This window comes from Rhizobium sp. PEPV16 (assembly GCF_008919455.1).
Taxonomy (GTDB): domain Bacteria; phylum Pseudomonadota; class Alphaproteobacteria; order Rhizobiales; family Rhizobiaceae; genus Rhizobium; species Rhizobium leguminosarum_Q.
Window position 1 is genome coordinate 22,948 of record NZ_VSZV01000356.1, and the last position, 25,425, is coordinate 48,372.

The window sequence follows — 25,425 nt, forward strand, 5'->3', positions numbered from 1 at the left end:
ATCATCATGACGCCGGCGATGATGCTGACGTGGATATTCGGGCTCTATCTCGCCTGGTCGGTTTATGGATTCCAGGGCGGCTGGCTGCATGCCAAGATCGGTCTCGTCGTACTGCTGACCGGTGTTCATATGTTCTTCAGCCGCGCCGTCAGGGCTTTCGAGCGGGATGAAAACCGCCGCTCGGCGCGCTATTGGCGGTTCATGAACGAAGCCCCGACACTGCTGATGATCCTGATCGTCATCCTCGTCGTGGTGAAGCCGTTCTGAGGAAAATCGTCCTCAGGTTAAATTTGCTTCATTTTAAGCAGCCCTCTTGCGGCAGCGATTGCGAGTCGCTATTTTCCGCGCATCTCATCTACGTGGCATGTGTGTAGAGTTCAGTCGTCTGCGAGCCCTTTCGCGGTACCGAATACGACCCAACATCGCCTTTCCCCTTTGAAATTGAAAAGAGTATTGGTCACTTCATGGCTGAAATGAAGCTTCAGGAACTTAAGAGTAAATCCCCGACGGATCTGCTGGCATTTGCCGAATCGCTCGAGGTCGAGAATGCAAGCACGATGCGCAAGCAAGAGCTGATGTTTGCGATCCTCAAGATGCTTGCCAGCCAGGATGTCGAAATCATCGGCGAAGGCGTCGTCGAAGTGCTGCAGGACGGTTTCGGCTTCCTGCGGTCGCCCAATGCGAACTACCTGCCGGGCCCGGACGATATTTATATCTCCCCGTCGCAGATCCGCCGTTTTTCGCTGAAAACCGGCGATACGGTCGAGGGCCCCATCCGTGGGCCGAAGGAAGGCGAGCGCTATTTCGCGCTGCTCAAGGTCAACACCATCAATTTCGACGATCCGGAGAAGATCCGTCACAAGGTTCATTTCGACAATCTGACGCCGCTCTATCCGAACGAGCGCTTCAAGATGGAACTCGATCTTCCCACCACCAAGGATCTGTCGCCACGTGTGATCGACCTGGTGGCGCCGCTCGGCAAGGGCCAGCGTGGATTGATCGTCGCACCGCCGCGTACCGGCAAAACCGTGTTGTTGCAGAACATCGCGCATTCGATCACTGCCAACCATCCGGAGTGCTATCTGATCGTCCTGCTGATCGATGAACGCCCCGAAGAAGTGACCGACATGCAGCGTTCGGTTCGCGGCGAGGTAATCTCCTCGACCTTCGACGAACCGGCCGTGCGTCACGTGCAGGTGGCCGAGATGGTCATCGAGAAGGCCAAGCGCCTTGTCGAACACGGACGCGACGTTGTTATTCTGCTCGATTCGATCACGCGCTTGGGCCGTGCCTATAACACGGTCGTTCCCTCGTCAGGCAAGGTCCTGACCGGCGGTGTGGACGCCAACGCTCTGCAGCGGCCGAAGCGCTTCTTCGGCGCGGCGCGTAACATCGAGGAAGGCGGCTCTTTGACGATCATCGCGACGGCGCTGATCGATACTGGCAGCCGCATGGACGAAGTGATCTTCGAAGAATTCAAGGGTACCGGCAACTCGGAAATCGTCCTCGATCGCAAGGTCGCCGATAAGCGCATCTTCCCGGCAATGGACATCCTGAAGTCCGGCACGCGTAAGGAGGACCTTCTGGTTCCGCGCCAGGATCTGCAGAAGATCTTCGTGCTCCGCCGTATCCTGGCTCCGATGGGCACGACCGATGCGGTCGAATTCTTGATCGACAAGCTCAAGCAGACGAAGAACAATTCCGACTTCTTCGAATCGATGAACACATAATCCTTAGCCGGATTCACCCCTTAAAGCTGGAGGCATCTCGCGATGCCGCCAGCTTTTCTATTTGAGAGGAATCGATTTCGATTCCAACCGATGAACCAGGCGATATGGCCATGTTGAACGATACCATATATGCACTATCGAGCGGCGCCCTGCCTTCGGGTGTTTCTGTCGTTCGAATCAGCGGCCCGCTGACCAGAGACATATTGGTGAAGCTCGTCGGATCCGTTCCGGCAACCCGGTATGCGTCTTACCGAACGATTCGGACTCGTAACAATAAGCCGATCGATAGCGGCCTGGTGCTGTTTTTTCCTGCTCCGAATTCGTTTACCGGCGAGGATGTTGCCGAGCTGCAGATCCACGGCAGCAGAGCCGTGCTAGCGGCGCTGTTTCAGGCCCTTGGCGATATTCCGGGCGTGCGGATGGCGGTCGAGGGTGAGTTCTCCCGCCGGGCTTTCGAGAACGGCAAACTTGATCTGGTCGAGGTGGAAGGGCTGGCCGATCTCATTGGCGCCGAGACCGAAATGCAAAGACGCCTTGCGGTCGAACATAGCGCAGGCGGGCTTTCCGCAATTTACGATACGTGGGCGGAACGATTGACGCGCGCCCGCGCGCTGATCGAGGCGGAACTTGATTTCCCCGACGAGGATGACGTTCCAGGGTCGGTATCGGATGCGGTCTGGGCCGATATGGCGAAGCTTCGCAGCGATATCGAGGATCACCTGGCGGGAGCTTCGGCCGGCGAGATTATCCGAGACGGCTTCAAGGTGGTCATCGCCGGTGCTCCGAACGCTGGAAAATCGAGCCTGTTGAACGCTTTGGCGCGTCGAGATGTCGCAATCGTGACGGAGATTGCCGGAACCACCCGCGATGTCCTGCAGGTTGATCTCGACATTGATGGTTACCTGATCAAGCTCTATGACACTGCGGGTCTTCGCGAGGCGGACGACAAAGTCGAAATGGAAGGTGTGCGGCGCGCGCGCGTGGCACTCCGTGATGCCGATCTTGTCCTGTTGCTAATCGACATGACGAAACCGCTGATTCCCGACGACTTGGAGCAGTCCTCTCCGCATGTTACTGTCGGGACAAAGAAGGATCTGACCGAAATAGCTTCGGGTCGGTATGATCTGCAGATTTCCACCGCGACGGGTGACGGTCTGCCGGAGTTACGGCGGTTGATCGGCGATATCGTCGAGCGACGTTTTGCCGGCCTGTCTATGGCAATCCCCAGCCGGCAGCGGCATAAGGATTCGCTCACGAAATGTTTAGCGGCGCTCGATGCGGCCGTATCGCAGCCGGGGGTGAATCTTGAACTGCGGACCGAGCAGCTGCGAATTGCCGCGGAGTATTTGGGTAGAATTACCGGACGAGTGGATGTCGAACAATTGCTCGGGGTGATCTTCTCGGAGTTTTGTATTGGCAAATGATTCACGTGAAACCTTTGGAGCCAAAGGCCTGCACGGTTTCACCTCAAACGCCTGCCGGATATGGAGTCTTGAATTGACGGATAATGTCTTCGACGTGATTGTGATCGGTGGCGGCCATGCGGGGTCGGAGGCTGCCAGCGCAGCTGCGCGCCTCGGGGCAAAAACCGCTCTGATTACGCATAGGCGGGACACGATCGGGGTCATGTCCTGTAATCCGGCGATTGGCGGGCTGGGCAAGGGCCATCTTGTTCGGGAGATCGATGCGATGGACGGCCTTATGGGTCGGGTCGCCGACGTTGCAGGCATTCAATTCAGGATGCTCAACAAGAAGAAAGGCGCGGCTGTCCGAGGACCGCGGACGCAGGCTGATCGAAAGCTCTATCGCCTGGCGATGCTGGCGGCGATCGAAGCGACGCCGAACTTGGATATCATCGAGGGCGATGCGTTTGATCTGGACGTTGTCGATGGTTGCGTTGCCGGCGTGATCATGAAGGATGGTCAGGCCCTGAAAGCGCCGGCGGTGGTTTTGACCACTGGAACGTTTCTGCGCGGTCTTATTCATATCGGGTCGGAAAAGACACCGGCCGGGCGTGTCGGTGAAGCGCCGTCGATCGGATTGTCTGCGACCCTCGCCCGCCTTGGGCTGCAGCTGGGACGTCTGAAGACCGGCACACCCGCCCGGCTGGACGGAAAGACGATCGACTGGCAATCCATCGGTCGACAGGGGGCTGACGAGGAGCTTGTCCCCTTTTCCTTTATGACAGACACGATTACCACGCCACAAATCGAATGCGGGGTCACCAGGACGACCGAAGCGACCCACCGCATCATTGTCGACAACATCATGCGCTCGGCAATGTATTCCGGGCAGATCGAAGGCGTCGGGCCTCGTTATTGCCCGTCAATCGAAGACAAGCTGGTGAAATTCGGAGAGCGGGATGGACATCAGGTCTTTCTCGAACCCGAAGGACTGGACGATGACACGGTCTATCCGAACGGGATTTCGACCTCCTTGCCGGCGGAGGTGCAGGCCGACTTCATCAAAACGATTCCCGGCCTCGAAGCGGCAAGAATACTGCAACCGGGCTATGCGATCGAATATGATCATGTCGATCCTAGAGAGCTGACGCCATCGCTGGAGGTCAAACGGCTGAGAGGCTTGTTTCTGGCAGGCCAGATCAATGGCACCACCGGATATGAAGAGGCGGCCGCGCAGGGGCTGGCAGCCGGGCTGAATGCCGCATTGCGAAGCAGCGATTCGGATCCGTTCCATTTTAGCCGGACGAGTTCTTATATTGGCGTCATGATCGACGATCTCACGTCGCGAGGCGTTACGGAGCCGTATCGAATGTTTACATCGCGCGCGGAGTATCGGCTGAGTTTGCGGGCTGACAACGCCGATATGCGCTTAACGCCGCTGGCCATGCGACTTGGCTGCGTCAGTGACGCGCGCGTACAGCGATTCACATCCTATCAAGCAGAGATCGAAACCAGTCGGGCGCTGTTGCAGTCGCTGGCGGTGACACCGAATGAGGCGCGTCGCGCGGGCTTGAATATCAATCTCGATGGGCAGCGCCGAACCGCGTATGATTTATTGTCCTATCCGAATTATGATTTCGCCGCGCTCCGGCATGTTTGGCCGGAGAAGCTCGGCATGATTGGACGGAAAGTTGCGGAGGCGCTGGAAATCGAGGCAGGCTATTCGGTTTATCTCGATCGACAAGCCTCGGCGATTGCCGATCAGCAACGCGACGAGGAGCGGCAGATACCGCTTGATTTCAACTATGACGCACTGTCCGGTCTCTCGAACGAGCTGAAGGTCAAACTCAGTGCTGCTCGCCCTTTCAATATCGCCCAGGCTGCAATCGTTGAAGGGATGACGCCGGCGGCAATCGCGTTGCTGCTCGTGCACTTGCGTCGACTATCCTCTGCCGAGCGCTATAGCGCTTGATTACAAGATTTGAGAGTCTTTCAAGAATGGAATTAAACGGTTTGCGTGTTTCACGTGAAACACAGGAACGGTTGCAACACTTTGCAGCGCTGTTTCAGAAGTGGGCAAAAGCAATCAATCTGGTGGCGCCGTCGACACTGGATGATCTGTGGCACCGGCACATCGCTGATAGCAGCCAGGTCTTTCAGATTCATCCTCAACCGATTACCTGGGTTGACCTCGGCAGTGGGGGCGGCTTTCCCGGCATTATTACGGCGATTTTTTTGGCCGAGCTGCAAGGCGGATGGGTCCATCTGGTCGAAAGCAACCATAAAAAGGCAGCGTTTCTGCGGACAGCGCTGCGGGAGACAAATGCGCGTGGCAGCGTCCATAGCATTCGAATCGAAGATGCTTATACGGAGGTTGCTGAATGTGGTGCGATTTCAGCGCGCGCCCTTGCGGATCTTGATGGGCTCATCGGTTATTCATTCCCCTGGATGCTTGGCAAGGAAAATTGTCGTGGCTTCTTTCACAAAGGCCGGGATTACCTCAGGGAAATTGACAAAGCACGTGGTCGGTGGGAATTCGATCTGGTAGAACATAAGAGCGCCGTCGAGCAGGAATCTGTTATTTTGGAAATATCAAATCTCCGGCGCTTGGTTTAACAGATCGGATATTGCGGCAATGGCTGGCGAACGACATCGGATTATCACCATCGCAAATCAGAAAGGTGGCGTTGGCAAGACGACCACAGCAATCAATCTGGCAACGGCGCTTGCTGCTATCGGCGAGCGCGTCCTGATCGTCGATCTCGACCCACAGGGCAATGCCAGCACAGGCCTCGGCATTGATCGTCGTGATCGCAAGCTTTCCTCCTACGATCTGATGGTCGGTGATCGCGGGATCCCCGAAGTGACTCTCGAAACAGCGGTTCCCAATCTGTTTATCGTCCCGTCGACGATGGATCTTCTTGGCATCGAGATGGAAATCTCGCAGCAGAGCGATCGGGTGTTTAAATTGCGGAAAGCGCTGTCGTCGCCCGAAGCCATGGCGTTTTCTTATATTCTTCTGGATTGCCCGCCGTCGTTCAATCTGCTGACGATGAATGCTATGGCGGCGGCGCATTCGGTCTTGGTGCCGCTGCAATGTGAATTTTTTGCGCTGGAGGGGTTGAGCCAGCTGCTTGAGACCGTCAGCCAGGTTCGGCGGACGGTGAACCCGCGTCTGGATATTCAGGGTATCGTCTTGACGATGTTCGATGCGCGCAACAATCTTGCCCAGCAGGTTGTCAATGACGTGCGTACGCATCTCGGGGACAAGGTTTACCACACGTTAATTCCGCGCAACGTCCGGGTTTCCGAGGCTCCGTCCTACGGTAAGCCGGCTATTCTCTATGACTTGAAGTGCGCGGGCAGTCAGGCCTATCTGCAGCTGGCCTCCGAGGTCATCCAGCGAGAACGGCAAAGACTGGCCGCGTGATGTCATTTTAGGGGTGTAGGTGAGTGTAGATCATGAATGACGATGTATCAAAGAGGCGATTGGGCCGCGGCCTTGCGGCGCTGATTGGTGAAATGGATCAGCCTGTCCCGGTGGAAGCCGAGCGGACTATCAGCGCCGACAGAATGATCCCGATCGAGTTCGTCAGCCGCAACCCCCGCAATCCCCGTCGGTTCTTCGATGACTCGGAGCTGCACGATCTCGCAAGCTCCATTCGTCAACACGGTATCGTTCAGCCGATTGTTGTGCGGACGATGTCGCGGGATCGATATGAGATCATCGCCGGCGAACGACGCTGGCGCGCAGCTCAGCTTGCCGGGCTGATCGAGATTCCGGTCATTATCCGTGATGTGGATGATAAGACGGCGTTGGAAATCGCCATTGTTGAAAACGTGCAGCGCGCGGATCTCAATGCCCTCGAAGAGGCCTTGGGCTATGAGCAGCTGATCGCGGAATACGGCTACACCCAGAACGACCTCGGCGAAATTATCGGTAAAAGCCGCAGCCATGTTGCCAACTCGTTGCGCCTGTTGAAATTGCCTGATCCGGTTCGCGATCTGCTTGCTGCCGGCAGTCTATCGGCTGGCCACGCGCGCGCACTGGTTTCGACATCCGATCCGGCAAGTCTTGCCCGTACGATCGTTGCCAAGGGCATGTCGGTGCGTGATGCGGAAAAACTGGCGCAAAACAATATCAAGGCCCAATCGGAGCCGCAGCAGGCGGCCTTGCGGCGAGATCAGAAAGATTCAGACACGCTGGCGCTGGAACGGACACTTTCCGATGCGCTCGGCCTTGATGTTGCGATCAATCACAAGGCAAGCGGCGGTCAGATCAAAATTTCCTATAAGTCGCTAGAGCAGCTCGAGGAAATCTGCCGCTTGCTCGAGAGGCGCTAGAACAGGATGATTTTAGGCCGGGTCGGCCTAAAATCTGAATCCTGTTCTACATTAGATAGTTAGAGCATGATGTCGTCCGAAAACCGCTCACACTTTTCGGCATCATGCTCTAGAGCACCGACGCTTTAACTCCTTGAAACAACGCATCGTGTTTCCGAAAATCGGTTATGATTTTTTGGGCCGACGTGCGCTGGTCAGGCGGATTTCCGGCCTGATTGAAGGGTGGTGGACAGAAGCGTTTGCATCGCCACGCTGTCTTCCAGAACCTGCCGCCGTCTGGTTTGCAGAATAGCGGCCTGTAGCCGATTGGATTCACGGGCGATGCTTTCCGCGGTCCACTGGCGCAGCGCCTGTTCGATGATCGGCTTGCGGCGGAAATGCAGATGCCGCCCCATTGTCTGCATGATTTGAGGCGGCTGCAGCCGTTTTTCATCCATTTCGGCGCGCATCGAATCCAGAAGCTGGAACTGCTTCAGGCATGCCTGCAGCACGAGAAAGATCGGGGTTTTCGAGCTGCTGATTTTTTGCATGGCGTGCAGAAAAGCGTTGAGATCACCGCCGAGGATGGCATCGACGGCGTCGTCAACCGAGATGGCGCTGGCATCGCCGATTATTTCGGTAACGTGATGTTCTTCGACCGTATCGAAGCCTCGGCAGTAAAGGGCAAGCTTGCGCACCTCGTTTCGGGAAGCGATCCTGTCGCCGCCGATCAACGCGATCAGCGCTTGTCGCGCGGGCGGCGTAATGCCGAGCTTCTCTGCACCGAGCTCCGTGTCGATCAATGCATTCAGGGCGCGGCTGTCATCGGCGTAGGAGGGGATCGTCATGACGGATCGGGCGGCTTCCGCGGTCTTGCGCAGCAGGGAACCCTTCTTGAGGTCACCAGCCTCGACGATCAGATAGGCGGCTTCGAGTGGTTTTTCGGCCAGCAGTGCCAAGGAATCGACGAGGTATTTCTCGTTGGCGGCACCGCGGATCCAGATTAGTTTCTCGCCGCCGAACAGACCGATCGAATGGACCTCGTCTACCAACCGACCGGGGTCTTTCTGCAGGTCGCCGATATCGAGCTTGGTCAGCGAGAAGGGATCATCGAGAGCAACACCGCTCTTGCCGGCGAGCAGGCTTGCCCGTTCGGAAACAAGACCACGATCCGGCCCGTAGATGACGTAAATCCGATAGTTCCGCGCCGATTTCTGCAGGAACGTCTCGAATTCGTGGGATTTTATCTCTGCCACATCTCCGCCCTCAGCGGCTGAGGGCAGCGGCGATATCGGCTCCCACGAATTCCGCCACCTGATCCGCCGCGCGGTTCTGGGCATCACGGATCGCGCGCTGCTTGGCGAATTCCTGTTCGGAAAAATCCACCAGCGCCGTGGTAGCGCGGCTGCCGGCCTTGATCACGTGATTGTCGGTCGCCGAACGCAGCGTGTAGGTGACGCTGACGGTCACACGGCCGGCGCGCGACGTGTCCGAGGAATCCGTCAGGAGCGTATCGGTAACAGACGAGGTAGCGCGAATCTCAACCTGATATTGCGGGTTTACCGCTTCACCGGCACCGCGCGACGCAAGGAAGATCAGCCGATTGCGCACCTGCTGCTCGACGCGGCTGCTTGCTGGGGAAAAGCCGACCGAGGAAAGCTTTTCGACGACACCGGAACTCTCGGAATAGAGCGGTCGGACCTGGCAGGCGGAGAGAAAAGCCGCCGAGCCAAGGATCATGGCGATGCCGGCATTGCGGGCCAGCTTGCAAGCGATATCAAACGACAATGTTTACAATCCTTTGGGGAACCACGATGATCTTCTTCGGTGCCTGTCCGTTCAGCGCGTTCTTCACCGCATCCAGATCCAGCACAGCGTTGGTGACGGCATTCTGATCTGCATCGCGAGAAATTGTCAATTCAGCGCGTTTCTTGCCGTTGATCTGTACCGGCAAGACGACATCGTTTTCGATGACGAGTGTTTCGTCGTATCGCGGCCAGCTTGTCCGGGCAAGCAGGCCTTCATTGCCGAGCGCGGCCCAGCATTCCTCAGCCAGATGCGGCGTCATCGGAGAGACGAGCTGAATCAGAATCTCGGCGGCATCGCGCACCGCCGCGCGATAGGTGGCATCACCCTCACCTGCCGCAACCCTCGTCATCGGTGCGGCCAGCGCGTTGACGAGTTCATAAATTCGGGCAACGGCCTTGTTGAACCAGAGCTTGTCATAGTCGTTCTCGACAGCCTTCAACGTCTTGTGGGCGGCCTGGGAGATCGACAACGCCTCCCCATCGGTTGCCGGCGCAGGTACCACGGCGGAGAGCGCGTCGGCTGCTTCGGAAATCAAGCGCCACAGACGCTGAGTGAAACGATGAGCGCCTTCGACGCCCGCTTCGGACCAGATGACGTCACGCTCGGGTGGAGAGTCGGACAGAACGAAGAAACGGGCGGTATCGGCGCCGTAGGAGGCGATGATATCGTCGGGATCGACAACGTTCTTTTTCGATTTCGACATCTTCTCGATCGAGCCGATCGCAACTTCCTCATTGTTCGCCAACAGGAAGGCTCGGCGTTTGCCGTCGAGTTCGTCGATGCGGATATCGGCGGGTGCCACCCATTCGCGGTTGGCGCCGGCGCCGCGGCTATAGGTTTCGTGGACCACCATGCCCTGGGTGAAAAGACCTTTGAAAGGTTCGGTGGCGGCGACGTGACCGGTCTCGCGCATGGCGCGGGTGAAGAAGCGGGAATAGAGCAAGTGCAGGATCGCGTGCTCGATGCCGCCAATATACTGGTCGACCGGCAGCCAGCGGTTTGCCGCCTCCGGATCGGTCGGCTTTCCCTCCCAGGGCGCGGTAAAGCGGGTGAAATACCAGCTCGAATCGACGAAGGTATCCATCGTATCCGTCTCGCGGCGGGCATCCTTGCTGCAGTTCGGGCAGGAGACATGGCGCCAGGTCGGATGACGGTCGAGCGGGTTGCCCGGCTGGTCGAAGGTGACGTCGTCGGGCAGCTTGACCGGTAGGTCCGCCTCCGGCACCGGCACGACACCGCAATCCTCGCAATGGATGACCGGGATCGGGCAGCCCCAATAACGCTGGCGGGAAATGCCCCAGTCGCGCAGACGGAAATTGACCTTGCGTTCGCCCTGCGGCGCATTGCCGAGCGAAGCGGCCGACAGCCGGTCGGCAACGATATTGAAGGCTTCCTCGGTCGTCTTGCCGTCGAGGAAGCGCGAATTGATCATCACGCCATCGCCGTCATAGGCGGTATCGCCGACGGCAAAGCTTGCCGCATCGCCATCACTCGGCATGACGACTGCCACCACCGGCAGGCCATATTTGCGTGCAAAATCAAGGTCGCGCTGATCGCCCGATGGGCAGCCGAAGATGGCGCCCGTGCCGTAATCCATCAGGACGAAATTGGCGATATAGACAGGCAGCTCCCAGGAGGGATCAAGCGGATGCCTGACGCGGATACCGGTATCCATGCCCTTCTTTTCGGCGGTCTCGAGTGCTGCGAGCGAGGTGCCGGCGCGGCGGCACTCGTCGCAGAAGGCGTCGATATCAGGGTTCTTCGCGGCGGCATCCTTCGCCAGCGGATGATCGGCGGCGATCGCCAGGAAGGAAGCGCCGAACAGCGTGTCCGGCCGGGTGGTATAGACCGTCACTTCGCTCTCGCCGGCAGGTGCCGTTTCCGGCACGATCTCCCAGCGGATCGTCAGGCCTTCCGAACGGCCGATCCAATTCTTCTGCATCAGACGCACTTTTTCCGGCCACTGGTCGAGGGTATCCAGTGCGTCCAGCAGATCCTGGCTGAAGTCGGTGATCTTGAAGAACCATTGCGTCAGTTCGCGCTGTTCGACCAGCGCACCGGAACGCCAGCCGCGGCCATCGATCACCTGTTCGTTGGCGAGCACGGTGTTGTCGACAGGATCCCAGTTCACCTTCGACTGCTTGCGATAGACCAGGCCCTTTTCCAGGAAATCCAGGAAGAGGTGCTGCTGATGCTGGTAATATTCGACGTCGCAGGTGGCAAACTCACGGCTCCAGTCCAGTGAAAGCCCCATGGCCTTCAGCTGCGCCTTCATCGAGCCGATATTCTGGTACGTCCAGGATGCGGGATGCACGCCGCGCTCCATGGCGGCATTCTCCGCCGGCATGCCGAAGGCGTCCCAGCCCATCGGATGCAGCACGTTGTAGCCGCGGGCGCGCTTGTAGCGGGCGACGACGTCGCCCATGGCGTAATTGCGGACATGACCCATATGGATGCGCCCCGACGGATAGGGGAACATTTCGAGGACGTAATATTTTTCGCGCGGATCGGCGTTGTCGGTCTCGAAGACCTTGTCTTCATTCCATTTCTGCTGCCAGCGGGGCTCGGCATCGCGCGGGTTATAACGTTCGGTGGCCATGGTATTCGTATTTCCGGAAAATCAGGGGAGTTGGTCGAGACCTTCACCATGAAACCACCGTAGCGTCAAGTTTCGCAGGCGCTGCAAGCGTCCGATCTTGATCACGCGCAAGCGATTTCGCGAAGGCGGGCCTTGGCAAGCACATGTTGGCTGGTTAGTTCATTGCCAATCCTTTCGTGCTGGTATGTCGAGGCAAAACGATGGAACTTCAAGAGCGGTTGAACGACGTGCGGTCGCGGATCGCCGCCGCGGAACGCGAAGCAGGCCGATCGGCGGGCTCCGTTCAGCTCGTCGCGGTGTCGAAGACCTTCGAGGGGGACGCGATCCGGCCGGCCATCGAAGCCGGGCAGCGTGTGTTCGGGGAAAACCGGGTGCAGGAAAGCCAGGGCAAGTGGCCGGCGCTGAAGGCCGAGCATCAGGATATCGAGCTGCATCTGATCGGACCGCTGCAATCGAACAAGGCGGCGGATGCCGTCGCACTCTTCGACGTCATCGAGACGGTGGACCGGGAAAAGATCGCCCGCGCACTTGCCGAGGAGATGAGGCGGCAAGGCAAGGCGCTGCGGCTCTATGTCCAGGTCAATACCGGGCTCGAACCGCAGAAGGCGGGTATTGCTCCTGACGACACTCCAGCCTTCGTCGCCCTCTGCCGCGACGAACTCGGCCTTTCGATCGAAGGTTTGATGTGCATTCCGCCGGCCGAGGAAAATCCCGGACCGCATTTCGCCCTGCTGGCAAAGCTCGCGCTTAAATGCGGCGTCGAAAAACTTTCCATGGGCATGTCGGGCGACTACGGGACGGCTATCGCCTTTGGCGCCACCAGCGTACGTGTGGGATCAGCGATTTTCGGCACGCGCTGAAACGCTGCTTTGGTCGGGCTTCCTGTTCCCCTCAATGCCGCCTAGATTAGGTTTGCATGTCCTGGGGAGGAGCAGATGCGGAACGGCTATCATCAGGCCTATGCGGCCTGGAAACGCGATCCCGAAGCCTTCTGGCGCGAAGCGGCCAGTGACATCGATTGGTTCAAGCCAGCGGAGCGGGTGTTCTCGCCGAATGACGGCGTCTATGGCCGTTGGTTCTCAGACGCCGAAACCAATACATGCCACAATTGCCTGGACCGGCATGTGGCTGCCGGCCGCGGCGGCGAGACGGCGGTCATCTTCGACAGCGCAATGAACGGCGAGAAGCGCCGTTTCACCTATGATGAGATGCTTCGGGAGGTGATGGCCATCGCAGCAGCGTTGGTCGAGCGCGGCATCGGCAAAGGCGATCGCGTCATCCTTTATATGCCGATGGTGCCGCAGGCGGTCTTTTCGATGCTCGCCTGCGCCCGCATCGGTGCGGTTCACTCCGTCGTTTTCGGCGGGTTTGCCGCCAGCGAACTTGCGGCGCGCATCGACGATTGCGCTGCGAAGCTGGTGATCACCGCGAGCTGCGGGCTCGAGCCTGGTCGCATCGTCGCCTACAAGCCACTGGTCGATCAGGCGATCGAGATCGCGCGTTCGAAGCCGGAGTGCTGTCTGGTGCTGCAGCGGCCGGAGCTTCGGGCAGATCTCGTCAGCGGTCGAGATCACGATTTTGAGGTGGCGATGGCGCAGCATCGTGGCGATGAGATCGCCTGTGTCTCCGTCAAGGCGACCGATCCGCTCTACATCCTCTATACCTCGGGCACGACGGGCCAACCGAAGGGCGTCGTGCGCGACAATGGCGGCCATATGGTCGCGCTCAACTGGTCGATGCGGAATATCTACGGCTTGAAGCCGGGCGAGGTCTTCTGGACGGCTTCGGATATCGGCTGGGTCGTCGGGCATTCCTATATCGTCTATGCCCCGCTGCTATCAGGCGTAACCACTCTGATCTTCGAGGGAAAACCGGTCGGCACTCCGGATGCCGGCACATTCTGGCGCATCGTTTCGGAATATCAGGTGCGGGTGCTGTTCACGGCGCCGACGGCATTCCGCGCCATCCGGCGGGAGGACGGTGACGGTGAACTGATGCGCCAATATCCCATGCCGGATTTGCGCGCACTGTTTCTTGCCGGCGAGAGGGCGGATCCGGAGACGTTGAAATGGGCTGAGCGCATGCTTGGCATACCCGTCATCGATCATTGGTGGCAGACGGAGACTGGCTGGCCGATCGCCGCAAATCCGCTTGGTCTCGGCGCTCTTCCCGTCAAGCACGGGTCGCCGGCGCTGCCGATGCCCGGCTACGATATCGCGGTGCTCGACGATGCCGGTCATCCGCTCGAGGCGGGAACACTCGGCAATATCGTCGTGAAGCTGCCCCTGCCGCCCGGCTGCCTGCCGACCCTCTGGAACGCCGACGAGCGTTTTCGCTCGGCCTATCTCGATGAGCTTCCCGGCTATTACAAGACGGCCGATGCCGGCTATGTCGATGAGGACGGCTATCTCTTCATCATGTCGCGCACCGACGACATCATCAATTGCGCCGGTCATCGGCTCTCGACGGGGGCGATGGAGGAGGTCTGTGCGTGTCATCCAGATGTCGCCGAATGCGCGGTCATTGGCGTGGTCGATGCGCTGAAGGGTCAGGCGCCCTGCGGTTTCCTGGTGCTGAAACGACATGTTTCCCGCGACGCGACGGCGATCGAATCAGAGGTCGTGGCGATGATTCGTGATTCGATCGGACCTGTCGCCGCCTTCAAGACGGCCATCACCGTTAACCGGTTGCCGAAGACACGCTCCGGCAAAATACTGCGCGGCACGATGCAGAAGATCGCCGACGGCATACCCTGGAAAATGCCTGCAACTATCGATGATCCAACGATTTTAGAGGAAATTGCCGAGGCGCTGCGCGGACGCGGTTTAGGCTCCTTGCCGATGTGAATTAAACTTTCGGTAAGCCTAATTGAGGAATTGTTAACCATGTTGATGCAAGCATTTGTTAACGGCAATGGCTTGCATAGCAGGCTTTGCATGACGCGGTCGCCGTTACCGGCTTAGTCCGGATTGCCCCTTTCTCAACGATTGTGGAACGGATCATGACAAGCATCCTCACCAACAACGCTGCCATGGCAGCGCTGCAGACTTTGCGCGGCGTAAACGATAGCCTCAAGGACACCCAAGGTCGCGTTTCATCGGGTTATCGTGTCGAAAAGGCGGCGGACAATGCCGCCTATTGGTCGATTGCGACGACCATGCGTTCTGACAACAAGGCGCTTTCGGCCGTCTCCGATGCGCTCGGACTTGGTGCAGCCAAGGTCGATACCGCCTATTCGGCCATGGATAGCGCGCTCGATGTCGTCAGCGAAATCAAGGCCAAGATCGTCGCCGCCACGGAAAAGGGTGTCGACAAGACAAAGATCCAGCAGGAACTCGACCAGTTTCAGGAGCAGCTGCTCAGCATTGCCCAATCGGCGTCCTTCTCCGGCGAAAACTGGGTTGCCGGCGCCTCCGGCACGAAGAGCGTCGTCTCGTCCTTCGTGCGCGATGGCAGCAATGCCGTTTCGGTCAAGACGACGGACTACGTGCTCAATTCAGGCACGCTCGGAAATGTGCTTTTCGGCATGACGAGCACCGGTGCGATCGAGACGAGCAGCGGTATCATTGGTACGGCCTTCAACGGAACCTATGGCGGTACCGTCATCGTCATGCCGTCGATATATGCTCTCGACATCACCGGTTTCACTCAGGGTCAGCTCGACGCAGCCCTGGCCGGTATCGAACTGGTTCTCGGCGCCATGACCGCCGCCGGCTCGGCGCTCGGCTCGATCTCGACCCGTATCCAGCTGCAGGAAACGTTTGTCAGCGGCCTTCACGATTCGATCGACTCCGGCGTCGGACGCCTGGTCGATGCCGATATGGAGGAGGAATCGAGCAAGCTCACGGCGTTGCAGACGCAGCAGCAGCTTGCCATCCAGTCGCTTTCGATCGCCAATAGCTCGGCGCAGAACATCCTCACCCTGTTCCGCAACTAATCGAAACAGGCAATCCGCAACAAAAACCCCGCCGGTCAGCTCATACCGGCGGGGTTTTTCATGAGATCGTGATATCTCAGTACTGATCGTCGTCTTCGTCCTTCGGGGCCGAGCGCAGCGAGCTCAGCTTGCGGAAGACGGCGTCGGCATCGATTTCCTTTTCCTTTTCCTCCTCGCGCTCGTAGTTCGGGGTCAGGCGCTCGGTGTCCTGGGCCGATTGCAGCGTTGCGCCCAGCTCGGCAGCGGTCGGCAGCGGACGGCCCTTGGAGGCCTTTTCCACTTCCATGTCGAGATCGATCTGGCTGCAGAGGCCAAGCGTGACCGGATCCATCGGCGCCAGGTTGGCGGAGTTCCAGTGGGTGCGCTCGCGGATCTGCTCGATCGTCGATTTCGTCGTGCCGACGAGGCGGGAAATCTGCGCGTCCTTCAGCTCCGGATGGTTGCGAACGAGCCAGAGAATGGCGTTCGGGCGGTCCTGACGCTTGGAAACCGGCGTATAACGCGGACCGCGGCGCTTGGACTCCGGCACCCGCACCTTCGGTTCGGAAAGCTTCAGCTTGTGGTTCGGATTGGCCTCGGCGCGGGCAATCTCGTCGCGGGAAAGCTGTCCTGTCGAGATCGGGTCGAGGCCCTTGATGCCCTGCGCCGCTTCGCCGTCGGCGATCGCCTTGACTTCGAGCGGATGCAGTTTGCAGAACTGCGCGATCTGATCGAAAGACAGTGCCGTATTGTCGACGAGCCAAATGGCTGTCGCCTTCGGCATGAGCAGTGTTTGAGCCATGGATATAGTCCTTCTATCGTCCGCGCCGGTCGCGGTCCGTGGATTGTCACCACAATGTCCGGGAAATATGGCGCTATATAACCGCACTGTCGCAGAATTGCAATTCTTCCGAAATGAAATGACCTTTGTCTAATTGCCGTGGCGAGGCGAACTGCTATGAATTGCCGTGATTTCAAGTCCGGGCCATAGCTCACGCGGCCCGTCGCATGTCCCATGAGGAGGAGTTGCATGTCGGAGAAGATCTATCCGGTCACGAAGCCGGTGAAGGCGCGCGCCCTGATCGATAAGGAAAAGTACCTGAAATGGTATGAGGAAAGCGTCGAGAACCCCGACAAGTTCTGGGGCAAGCACGGCAAGCGGATCGACTGGTTCAAGCCCTATACCAAGGTCAAGAACACTTCCTTTACCGGCAAGGTTTCGATCAAGTGGTTCGAGGACGGTCAGACAAATGTCTCCTACAACTGCATCGACCGTCATCTGAAAACGAATGGCGACCAGGTGGCGATCATCTGGGAGGGCGACAACCCCTATATCGACAAGAAGGTCACCTATAACGAGCTCTACGAGCATGTCTGCCGGATGGCGAACGTGTTGAAGAAGCACGGCGTCAAGAAGGGCGATCGCGTCACCATCTATATGCCGATGATCCCGGAAGCGGCCTATGCGATGCTCGCCTGCGCCCGCATCGGCGCGGTGCATTCGGTCGTCTTCGGCGGTTTCTCGCCCGAGGCGCTGGCCGGGCGCATCGCCGACTGCGAATCCACTTTCGTCATCACCTGCGACGAAGGCCTGCGCGGCGGCAAGCCGGTGCCGCTGAAGGACAATACCGATACGGCGATCCATATCGCCGCCCGCCAGCATGTCAATGTCAGCAAGGTGCTGGTCGTTCGCCGCACCGGCGGCAAGACCGGCTGGGCGCCCGGCCGCGACCTCTGGTATCACCAGGAGACTGCTACCGTGAAGGCGGAATGCCCGCCGGTGAAGATGAAGGCGGAAGATCCGCTCTTTATTCTTTATACGTCCGGCTCGACCGGCAAACCGAAGGGCGTGCTGCACACGACGGGCGGCTATCTCGTCTATGCGGCGATGACGCATGAATATGTCTTCGATTATCATCACGGCGACGTCTATTGGTGCACGGCCGATGTCGGCTGGGTGACCGGCCACTCCTATATCGTCTATGGGCCGCTTGCGAACTGCGCGACGACGCTGATGTTCGAGGGCGTGCCGAACTTCCCGGACCAGGGCCGTTTCTGGGAAGTCATCGACAAGCACAAGGTCAACATCTTCTATACGGCGCCGACGGCGATCCGCTCGCTGATGGGTGCCGGCGACGACTTCGTCACGCGCTCCTCGCGCTCTTCGCTGCGCCTGCTCGGCACGGTCGGCGAGCCGATCAATCCCGAGGCTTGGGAATGGTACTACAATGTCGTCGGCGACAAGCGTTGCCCTGTCATCGATACGTGGTGGCAGACGGAGACCGGTGGCCACATGATCACGCCGCTGCCTGGCGCCACCGATCTGAAGCCTGGTTCTGCGACGATCCCGTTCTTCGGCGTCAAGCCGCAGTTGGTTGACAATGAGGGCAAGGTGCTGGAAGGTGCTGCCGACGGCAATCTCTGCATCACCGACAGCTGGCCGGGCCAGATGCGCACGGTCTATGGCGATCACGAGCGCTTCATCCAGACCTATTTTTCGACCTACAAGGGCAAGTATTTCACCGGCGATGGCTGCCGGCGCGATGCGGACGGTTATTACTGGATCACCGGCCGCGTCGACGACGTGCTGAACGTCTCCGGCCACCGGCTCGGCACGGCGGAGGTGGAATCCGCCCTTGTCTCGCATAATCTGGTTTCGGAAGCCGCGGTCGTTGGTTATCCGCATCCGATCAAGGGCCAGGGCATTTATTGCTATGTGACGCTGATGTCCGGTCACGAGGGATCGGATACGCTTCGCCAGGAACTGGTGAAACATGTGCGGGCCGAAATCGGCCCGATCGCCGCGCCCGACAAGATCCAGTTTGCGCCCGGCCTGCCGAAGACCCGCTCCGGCAAGATCATGCGCCGCATCCTGCGCAAGATCGCCGAAGACGATTTCGGTGCGCTCGGCGACACTTCGACGCTTGCCGATCCGGCAGTCGTCGACGATCTGATCGCCAATCGGCAGAACAAGGCGACCGCCTGATAGATCGAGCCGTTCCGGTCCCCTTTCGGGCTTCCGGGACGGCTCTTTTGTTTCCGCGTATTCGATGCGTGGTTTGCGGCATCCAAGCATGTTTATGGGCGAAGCCCTGAGACCATTCCCGGCGAGGTCACGCCTGCTAGATGTGGCTGAAATATCTGTCGCCTAAGATGTCGTTAGCCGGATTCTTAACTCCATTCTGCTGCGGTCGGAGAAGCCAATAGCAATATTGGCTTAGAAATCGATCGCCCTGCCATTGATTTCGTAATCGCCGAAACGCGCCGGCTCGGCTCCGCCGCGGCCGCCGATCTCCGGCGGCAGCTCCAGCGGCTTCTGGTTCTTTCGCCGCTCCTCGGCTTCGGCAAGGGCGCGTTTGGCAGCCGGGGACAGCATCTTGCGCGGCGGCTCAGATCCCTCGGCCGTCGGCGTTTCGCTGTTGTCGTTATCGGCGTCCTGCATGGCCGTCTCCTGCCGGAAATATTGAAAATGGCTGATGAATAACCAAATCATAATGTGCCGGTGCCGGGATTGAAAGCTTGTGACGCCGAAATCGGAGATGGAGATCCGCCATGAACCTCGTTCGCACTGCCATGTTGCTTGCCTTCATGACGGCGCTTTTCATGTTTGTCGGCTTCCTGATCGGCGGTCGGGCCGGCATGATGATCGCATTCGTCATTGCCGCCGGCATGAATTTCTTCTCCTATTGGAATTCCGACCGCATGGTGCTTTCGGCCTATCGCGCCCAGGAGGTCGATGAGCGCAACGCGCCGGAATTCTTTGCGATCGTGCGCGATCTCGCCCGCAATGCCAGCTTGCCGATGCCGAAGGTCTATCTCTACGATAGCCCGCAGCCGAATGCCTTCGCCACTGGCCGCAATCCCGACAATGCCGCCGTCGCCGCCTCGACCGGCCTGCTCAGCGCCTTGTCTGCCGAGGAGGTCGCAGGCGTGATAGCGCATGAACTGGCCCACATTCAGAACCGCGACACGCTGACGATGACGATCACGGCAACGCTTGCCGGCGCGATCTCCATGCTCGGCAACTTTGCCTTCTTCTTCGGCGGCAATCGTGACAACAATAGCAATCCGCTCGGCTTCGTCGGCGTCATCGTCGCGATGATCGTGGCGCCGCTCGCCGCCATGCTGGTGCAGATGGCGATCAGCCGCACGCGCGAATATTCGGCCGACCGCCGCGGCGCCGAGATCTGCGGGAACCCGCTGTGGCTTGCCTCGGCGCTCGGCAAGATCGCCCGCGGTGCTGCTCACGTGCCGAACGAAGATGCCGAGCGCAACCCGGCGACGGCGCATATGTTCATCATCAATCCGCTTTCCGGCGAGCGCATGGACAATTTGTTTTCGACGCATCCGAACACGGAAAACCGAATTGCTGCGCTGCAGGACATGGCGCAAGGCGGCATGAATGTCTCGACGCAGCCTGCTCGTGCTGCTAATCCGTCGCGCAAATCGCGCTCTGTTCCGGATACGGGTCTTGGTCGCGGTGGTTCGCAACCGCCAAAAGGTCCGTGGTCTTGAATTCAGACGGCACGAAGAAGCCATTCCGCAAGCATAAGCCCTCCACCGAGCGATCCGCTCCGGCAAAGCCTGGCCTGCAGGCCCGGGCCGCGGCTGCAAAAATTCTTGCTGCCGTCGTCGACCGCAAGCTGCCGCTCGACGGTGCTCTCGATCATGAACACGGCAATCCGGCCTATAGGGCGCTCGGCGAAAGCGACCGGGCGCTCGTCCGCGCCATCCTGAACACGACGCTACGCCACCTGCCGCGCATCGATGCCGCGATTGCCGGGCTGCTGGATTCGCCGCTGCCGGAGGGCGCAAGGGCGCTGCATCACGTGCTCGCAATCGGGGCGGCGCAGATCCTCTATCTCGACGTCCCGGATCATTCTGCCGTCGATCTCGCCGTCGAGCAGGCCAATCAGGATCCCCGCAATCGCCGTTTTGCCAAGCTGGTCAATGCCATTCTTCGCCGGCTCGGCCGCGAGAAGGAACAGGTTCTCGATGAGATCGGCAAGGTCGCGCCGATGCCGGCCTGGTTCATCGCCAGGCTGGAAAAGGCCTATGGCCGGGACGCGGCGCTGGCAATTTCGGAATCCCAGCTCGAACCGGCAGCAATCGATCTGACCGTCAAGTCCGACCCCCAAGGCTGGGCGAAGCGGCTGAACGGCGTCGTCCTGCCCACGGGCGGCGTGCGTCTCGCCGTCTTCGACGGCGGTATCCCCTCGCTCGAAGGCTTCGATGAGGGCGCGTGGTGGGTGCAGGATGCGGCGGCAAGCATCCCTGCGAAGCTTTTCGGCGATCTCTCGGGCAGACGTACCGCCGATCTCTGTGCCGCACCCGGCGGCAAGACGGCGCAGCTTATCCTTGCCGGCGGCGCAGTCACCGCCCTCGACCAGTCGGAAAACCGGCTGAGACGGCTGCGGTCGAATCTCGACCGGCTCGGTCTCAAAGCGGAGACGATTGCGGCAGATCTGACGACATTCGAGCCGGCGGAGCGTTTTGACGCGATCCTACTCGATGCCCCTTGCTCTTCCACCGGCACGACGCGTCGGCACCCCGACGTGTTGTGGACCAAGGGAGCTGAGGATATCGCCAGGCTGGCGGCGCTGCAGGAACGGCTGCTGCGACACGCGCTAAGATTGCTGAAGCCGGGCGGCACGCTGGTTTTTTCGAATTGTTCGCTCGATCCTGTCGAGGGTGAGGACGTCGTCGCCCGTATTCTTTCCGATACGGATGCAATCGAGCGCGTTCCGATCGGCGCCGGAGACTGGCCGGGCCTTGAGGCGGCGATCACGCCGCTCGGTGAATTCCGTACGCTTCCCACCATGCTGAAAATGCCTGACGGCATCGGCTCCGGCCTCGACGGCTTCTATGCGGTGGTGCTGCGGCGCATGGCCTGATTACAGGCTTGAGCGCTCGCGGCGAGCTTGGGCTGTACGAGGTGCTTCATAGCCTCGTGTCACGCATGCCGTTCTCCAAAGCGCTCGCATGATTTCAGGTGAAACGCGTCAATGTGCGTATATTCGAACTTTGTCACGAATTAATTCATTGCGGACGATGAAATCGGCCACTTTTCACCTATTCTTAACCACGAGGGTCAATAGACAATAGAATATGCAGTCCGGTCGGCGTTTTGCGAGCATGTATGTTCGGGAGGCTTGGCGGCGCGCCTTGCGCCGCGTCGCGTTGTTGCGCCTGAAGCTCTTTCGCCATTCGATCAAGGTGCCGGAGCGTCTGATCGTCGCACCGACCGATCTGCGCAGCATCGATCCGCATGTGGCCGACGAGATCCTCAACGGACGGTTTCTCCTGGCCGGGCGCATGCTGGAAACCAACGAGAAGTCGCCCTTCACCTTCACCCTGCCCTCACGCCCCTTCGCGATCCGTCTTCACAGCTTCGGCTGGCTGCGGCATATGCGGGCGAACAAGACGGAGCGTAGTTCGGCGGTCGCTCGGGCGATCGTCGACAGCTGGCTTTCCATCCATGCCGGTCGCATGGAGGGTATTGCCTGGGAAACCGACGTCACCGCCCAGCGCGTTATTGCCTGGCTGTCACATTCGCCGGTGGTACTGCAGAATGCCGACCGCGGCTTTTATCGCCGCTTCATGAAGTCGCTGGCGTTCCAGGTGAGGTTCCTGCACCGGATGGCGCCGTTCACCCTCGGCGGCCTGGAGCTGTTTCGGCTGCGTATCGCGCTGGCCATGGCCTCCGTCGCCATGCCGGCGCGCGCCTCTACGCTCAGAAGGGCGGCACGGGCGCTCGACCGCGAATTCGATAGCCAGATTCTGCCGGATGGCGGCCATGTGTCGCGCAATCCGCGCGTCGGGCTGGAATTGCTGCTCGATCTGCTGCCGCTCCGGCAGACCTATGTCAATCTCGGCCATGACCTGCCGCAGAAGCTGATCTCCGGCATAGACCGCATCTATCCGGCGCTGCGGTTCTTTCGCCATCAGGACGGAGACCTGGCGCTCTTTAACGGGGCGACCTCCACGCTCGCAAACGAGCTGATGTCGGTGCTCAGATATGACGAGACCGCCGGTCAGCCGTTCAAGGCTTTGCCGCATTCGCGTTATCAGCGGCTTTCCGGAGGCAAGACGGTGATCATTGCCGATACCGGCACGCCGCCTTCGGGAGGCGCGCTTCGGATCGCGCATGCCGGCAGCCTCTCCTTCGAGATGTCGTCCGGACGTCATCGCTTCATCGTCAATTCGGGTTCGCCGAAATTTGCCGGGCATCGTTATGTCCAGATGGCGCGCACGACGGCGGCGCATTCGACCGTTATCCTCAACGACACCTCGTCCAGCCGCTTTTCGCCTTCGCCCTTCCTGAACCACGCAATCACCGAACCGGTGAGGACAATCACCGTCGAGCGTGCGGAAACCGAAGACGGACGCGACGGCATAAAGCTCAGCCATGACGGTTATCTCAGGGTGTTCGGGGTGCTGCACGAGCGTGAGCTGACACTCAATGCCGCAGGTTCGATCGTGACCGGCCGCGACCGGCTCGTCGTCCGCGAAGGATATGAGAGTGACGAGCCCCTGAAGGCCGTCGCCCGTTTTCATATCCATCCTTCGATCGTCCTGCATCAGAGTGACGGGGAGTCCGTGCTGCTGACGGCGCCGGACGGCGAAAGCTGGCTGTTTTCCGCACCCGGCAATGAAGTGCTGATCGCCGAGGATATCTTCTTTGCCGACAGCTCCGGCATCTGCGGCTCGGACCAGATCGAGATCGATTTCGATCTTGCCGAGAAGACCGAAATCCGCTGGTTTTTGTCCCGCAAAGGCTAGAAGCGGATGATTTTGAGCCGAGCGGCCAAAATCGGGATCGCATCCACATCAAAGAAGTAAAGTACGATGCCGTCCAAAAATGGCTCGTGCTTTTTGGCGTCATGCGCTGACGCCTGTTTGCGCGGCGGCAAAGCTGTGCTAACGCGGCGCCAGCATGCGAACATCCCTTGCGGATGTCCTCCCGAAGCCCGAACGGAGAAGGTTTCATGGCCGTCATTTCCAAGAAGATCCCCACCCCCGACAAGGTCGAAATCAAGACTGCGCTCATCTCCGTCTTCGACAAGACCGGGATCGTCGACCTCGCCCACGCCTTGTCTGCCAGAGGTGTGCGCCTGCTTTCGACCGGCGGCACGTTTAAAGCTATCACCGCTGCCGGTCTTGCAGTCACCGATGTCTCCGAAATCACCGGTTTTCCGGAGATCATGGATGGGCGTGTGAAGACGCTGCATCCAACGGTGCATGGCGGCCTGCTGGCGATCCGTGACGACAGCGAACACCAGGAAGCGATGAAAAAGCACGGCATCGAGGGTATCGACCTCGCCGTCATCAACCTCTACCCCTTCGAGGAGGTGCGTGCAGCCGGCGGCGACTATCCGACGACCGTCGAGAATATCGATATCGGCGGTCCGGCGATGATCCGCGCATCGGCCAAGAATCATGCCTATGTGACGACCCTGACCGATCCAGCCGATTATGCCGAGCTGCTGGAGCAGCTTTCCGCAGATGACGGCAAGACCGCCTATGCCTTCCGCCAGCGCATGGCCGCCAAGGCCTATGCCCGCACCGCCGCCTATGATGCAATGATCTCCAACTGGTTCGCCGAGGCGCTGTCGATCGACATGCCGCGCCACCGGGTCATCGGCGGTGCGCTGAAGGAAGAGATGCGTTACGGCGAAAACCCGCACCAGAAGGCCGCCTTCTATGTGACCGGCGAGAAGCGTCCGGGTGTTTCGACGGCCGCTCTTCTCCAGGGCAAGCAGCTCTCCTACAACAATATCAACGATACGGATGCGGCCTACGAGCTCGTCGCCGAGTTCCTGCCGGAGAAGGCGCCGGCTTGCGCGATCATCAAGCACGCCAATCCCTGCGGCGTCGCCACCGGATCGAGCCTGGTCGAGGCCTATCGGCGGGCGCTTGCCTGCGATTCCGTTTCCGCCTTCGGCGGCATCATAGCGCTCAACCAGACGCTCGATGCCGAAACGGCCGAAGAGATCGTCAAGCTCTTCACCGAAGTGATTATCGCGCCGGATGTCACGGAGGAGGCGAAGGCGATCGTCGCCCGCAAACCGAACCTGCGGCTGTTGTCTGCCGGTGGCCTGCCCGATCCGCGTGCCGCGGGCCTGACGGCAAAGACCGTTTCCGGCGGGCTGCTGGTCCAGAGCCGCGACAACGGCATGGTCGAGGATCTGGAACTCAAGGTCGTCACCAGGCGCGCGCCGACGGCGCAGGAACTTGATGACATGAAGTTCGCCTTCAAGGTCGGCAAACATGTGAAGTCGAATGCCGTGGTCTATGCCAAGGACGGCCAGACGGCCGGCATCGGCGCCGGCCAGATGAGCCGGGTCGATTCCGCCCGCATCGCCGCGCTAAAGGCCGAAGAGGCCGCCAAGGCCCTTGGCCTTGCAGTCCCGATGACGCATGGCTCGGCGGTTGCCTCCGAGGCCTTCCTGCCTTTTGCCGACGGTCTTTTGTCGATGATCGCCGCAGGGGCGACGGCGGTTATCCAGCCGGGCGGCTCGATGCGCGACCAGGAAGTCATCGATGCCGCCAACGAACACGGCGTCGCAATGGTCTTTACCGGCATGCGCCATTTCCGGCACTGATCGGGTGCCGGCGGTGGCCGGCGCTCTTCCTCGAGCAGGT

20 protein-coding genes are annotated in these 25,425 nt (G+C 59.7%); 15 read left to right on the forward strand and 5 right to left on the reverse strand.

Features of this window, described 5'->3' with window-relative positions; all coding sequences use genetic code 11:
* The 7 genes from FY112_RS38365 to FY112_RS34580 form a co-directional block, all read left to right on the forward strand.
* Positions 1-267 (forward strand): CopD family protein (locus tag FY112_RS38365; protein WP_246700824.1); only part of this gene is annotated, 267 nt, incomplete at its 5' end.
* 197 nt (positions 268-464) lie between these two features.
* Complete coding sequence (gene rho, locus FY112_RS34555) at positions 465-1,730, forward strand: transcription termination factor Rho (RefSeq protein ID WP_027667979.1); 1,266 nt, start codon at positions 465-467, stop codon at positions 1,728-1,730.
* 104 nt (positions 1,731-1,834) lie between these two features.
* Entirely contained in the window at positions 1,835-3,154 is a 1,320-nt protein-coding gene (gene mnmE / locus FY112_RS34560) for a tRNA uridine-5-carboxymethylaminomethyl(34) synthesis GTPase MnmE (protein ID WP_151520366.1), read from the forward strand.
* Positions 3,155-3,227: 73 nt separating this feature from the next.
* Entirely contained in the window at positions 3,228-5,105 is a 1,878-nt protein-coding gene (gene mnmG / locus FY112_RS34565; protein ID WP_151520494.1) for a tRNA uridine-5-carboxymethylaminomethyl(34) synthesis enzyme MnmG, read from the forward strand.
* A 26-nt stretch (positions 5,106-5,131) separates the two neighbouring features.
* Positions 5,132-5,749 (forward strand): 16S rRNA (guanine(527)-N(7))-methyltransferase RsmG, encoded by a 618-nt coding sequence (rsmG, locus tag FY112_RS34570; protein ID WP_151520367.1) that lies wholly within the window; start codon positions 5,132-5,134, stop codon positions 5,747-5,749.
* Between the two features lie 19 nt (positions 5,750-5,768).
* A complete protein-coding gene (locus FY112_RS34575) occupies positions 5,769-6,563 on the forward strand; it encodes a ParA family protein (RefSeq protein ID WP_011654065.1) in 795 nt (264 codons plus the stop codon).
* A gap of 32 nt (positions 6,564-6,595) precedes the next feature.
* The gene (locus FY112_RS34580; protein ID WP_017962618.1) at positions 6,596-7,477 is read left to right on the forward strand and encodes a ParB/RepB/Spo0J family partition protein; all 882 of its coding nucleotides are present in this window, start codon (positions 6,596-6,598) and stop codon (positions 7,475-7,477) included.
* 194 nt (positions 7,478-7,671) lie between these two features.
* On the opposite strand, the gene holA is transcribed toward FY112_RS34580, so the two are convergent.
* From holA to leuS, 3 genes are read right to left on the reverse strand one after another with little or no spacing between them, the layout of a single operon-like run.
* Complete coding sequence (holA, locus tag FY112_RS34585; protein ID WP_151520368.1) at positions 7,672-8,712, reverse strand: DNA polymerase III subunit delta; 1,041 nt, start codon at positions 8,710-8,712, stop codon at positions 7,672-7,674.
* Between the two features lie 10 nt (positions 8,713-8,722).
* On the reverse strand, positions 8,723-9,244 hold the full coding sequence (gene lptE / locus FY112_RS34590; RefSeq protein WP_017962616.1) for an LPS assembly lipoprotein LptE: 522 nt from the start codon (positions 9,242-9,244) through the stop codon (positions 8,723-8,725).
* Positions 9,234-11,864 carry a leucine--tRNA ligase gene (gene leuS / locus FY112_RS34595; RefSeq protein ID WP_151520369.1) on the reverse strand — a complete coding sequence of 877 codons (2,631 nt, stop codon included), beginning with the start codon at positions 11,862-11,864 and terminating at the stop codon, positions 9,234-9,236. The genes lptE and leuS overlap by 11 nt, the downstream gene beginning before the upstream one ends.
* Before the next feature lie 200 nt (positions 11,865-12,064).
* Between leuS and FY112_RS34600 the strand changes: the two genes are divergently transcribed.
* The 3 genes from FY112_RS34600 (at position 12,065) to FY112_RS34610 (ending at position 15,801) form a co-directional block, all read left to right on the forward strand.
* Positions 12,065-12,724, forward strand: coding sequence for a YggS family pyridoxal phosphate-dependent enzyme (locus FY112_RS34600; protein ID WP_065281674.1), 660 nt, complete (start codon positions 12,065-12,067; stop codon positions 12,722-12,724).
* A gap of 75 nt (positions 12,725-12,799) precedes the next feature.
* Positions 12,800-14,710, forward strand: a complete 1,911-nt coding sequence (locus tag FY112_RS34605; RefSeq protein ID WP_151520370.1) for a propionyl-CoA synthetase — start codon at positions 12,800-12,802, stop codon at positions 14,708-14,710.
* Positions 14,711-14,865: 155 nt separating this feature from the next.
* A complete protein-coding gene (locus FY112_RS34610) occupies positions 14,866-15,801 on the forward strand; it encodes a flagellin (RefSeq protein WP_017962612.1) in 936 nt (311 codons plus the stop codon).
* A gap of 76 nt (positions 15,802-15,877) precedes the next feature.
* Here the strand turns inward: FY112_RS34610 and FY112_RS34615 are convergent, their stop codons facing one another.
* A complete protein-coding gene (locus tag FY112_RS34615) occupies positions 15,878-16,582 on the reverse strand; it encodes a DUF1013 domain-containing protein (RefSeq protein ID WP_151520371.1) in 705 nt (234 codons plus the stop codon).
* A gap of 228 nt (positions 16,583-16,810) precedes the next feature.
* Here FY112_RS34615 and acs point away from each other — a divergent pair, with 228 nt between their 5' ends.
* The gene (gene acs / locus FY112_RS34620) at positions 16,811-18,766 is read left to right on the forward strand and encodes an acetate--CoA ligase (protein WP_151520372.1); all 1,956 of its coding nucleotides are present in this window, start codon (positions 16,811-16,813) and stop codon (positions 18,764-18,766) included.
* A 231-nt stretch (positions 18,767-18,997) separates the two neighbouring features.
* Here the strand turns inward: acs and FY112_RS34625 are convergent, their stop codons facing one another.
* The gene (locus FY112_RS34625) at positions 18,998-19,222 is read right to left on the reverse strand and encodes a DUF1674 domain-containing protein (protein WP_027667991.1); all 225 of its coding nucleotides are present in this window, start codon (positions 19,220-19,222) and stop codon (positions 18,998-19,000) included.
* A gap of 110 nt (positions 19,223-19,332) precedes the next feature.
* Between FY112_RS34625 and htpX the strand changes: the two genes are divergently transcribed.
* The 4 genes from htpX (at position 19,333) to purH (ending at position 25,385) form a co-directional block, all read left to right on the forward strand.
* Positions 19,333-20,295, forward strand: coding sequence for a zinc metalloprotease HtpX (gene htpX / locus FY112_RS34630; RefSeq protein WP_151520373.1), 963 nt, complete (start codon positions 19,333-19,335; stop codon positions 20,293-20,295).
* A complete protein-coding gene (locus tag FY112_RS34635) occupies positions 20,286-21,674 on the forward strand; it encodes an RsmB/NOP family class I SAM-dependent RNA methyltransferase (RefSeq protein WP_151520374.1) in 1,389 nt (462 codons plus the stop codon). The genes htpX and FY112_RS34635 overlap by 10 nt, the downstream gene beginning before the upstream one ends.
* 214 nt (positions 21,675-21,888) lie before the next feature.
* Positions 21,889-23,562, forward strand: coding sequence for a heparinase II/III family protein (locus tag FY112_RS34640; protein ID WP_151520375.1), 1,674 nt, complete (start codon positions 21,889-21,891; stop codon positions 23,560-23,562).
* Between the two features lie 206 nt (positions 23,563-23,768).
* Positions 23,769-25,385 carry a bifunctional phosphoribosylaminoimidazolecarboxamide formyltransferase/IMP cyclohydrolase gene (gene purH, locus FY112_RS34645; protein WP_131620077.1) on the forward strand — a complete coding sequence of 539 codons (1,617 nt, stop codon included), beginning with the start codon at positions 23,769-23,771 and terminating at the stop codon, positions 25,383-25,385.
* Positions 25,386-25,425 lie beyond the last annotated feature (40 nt).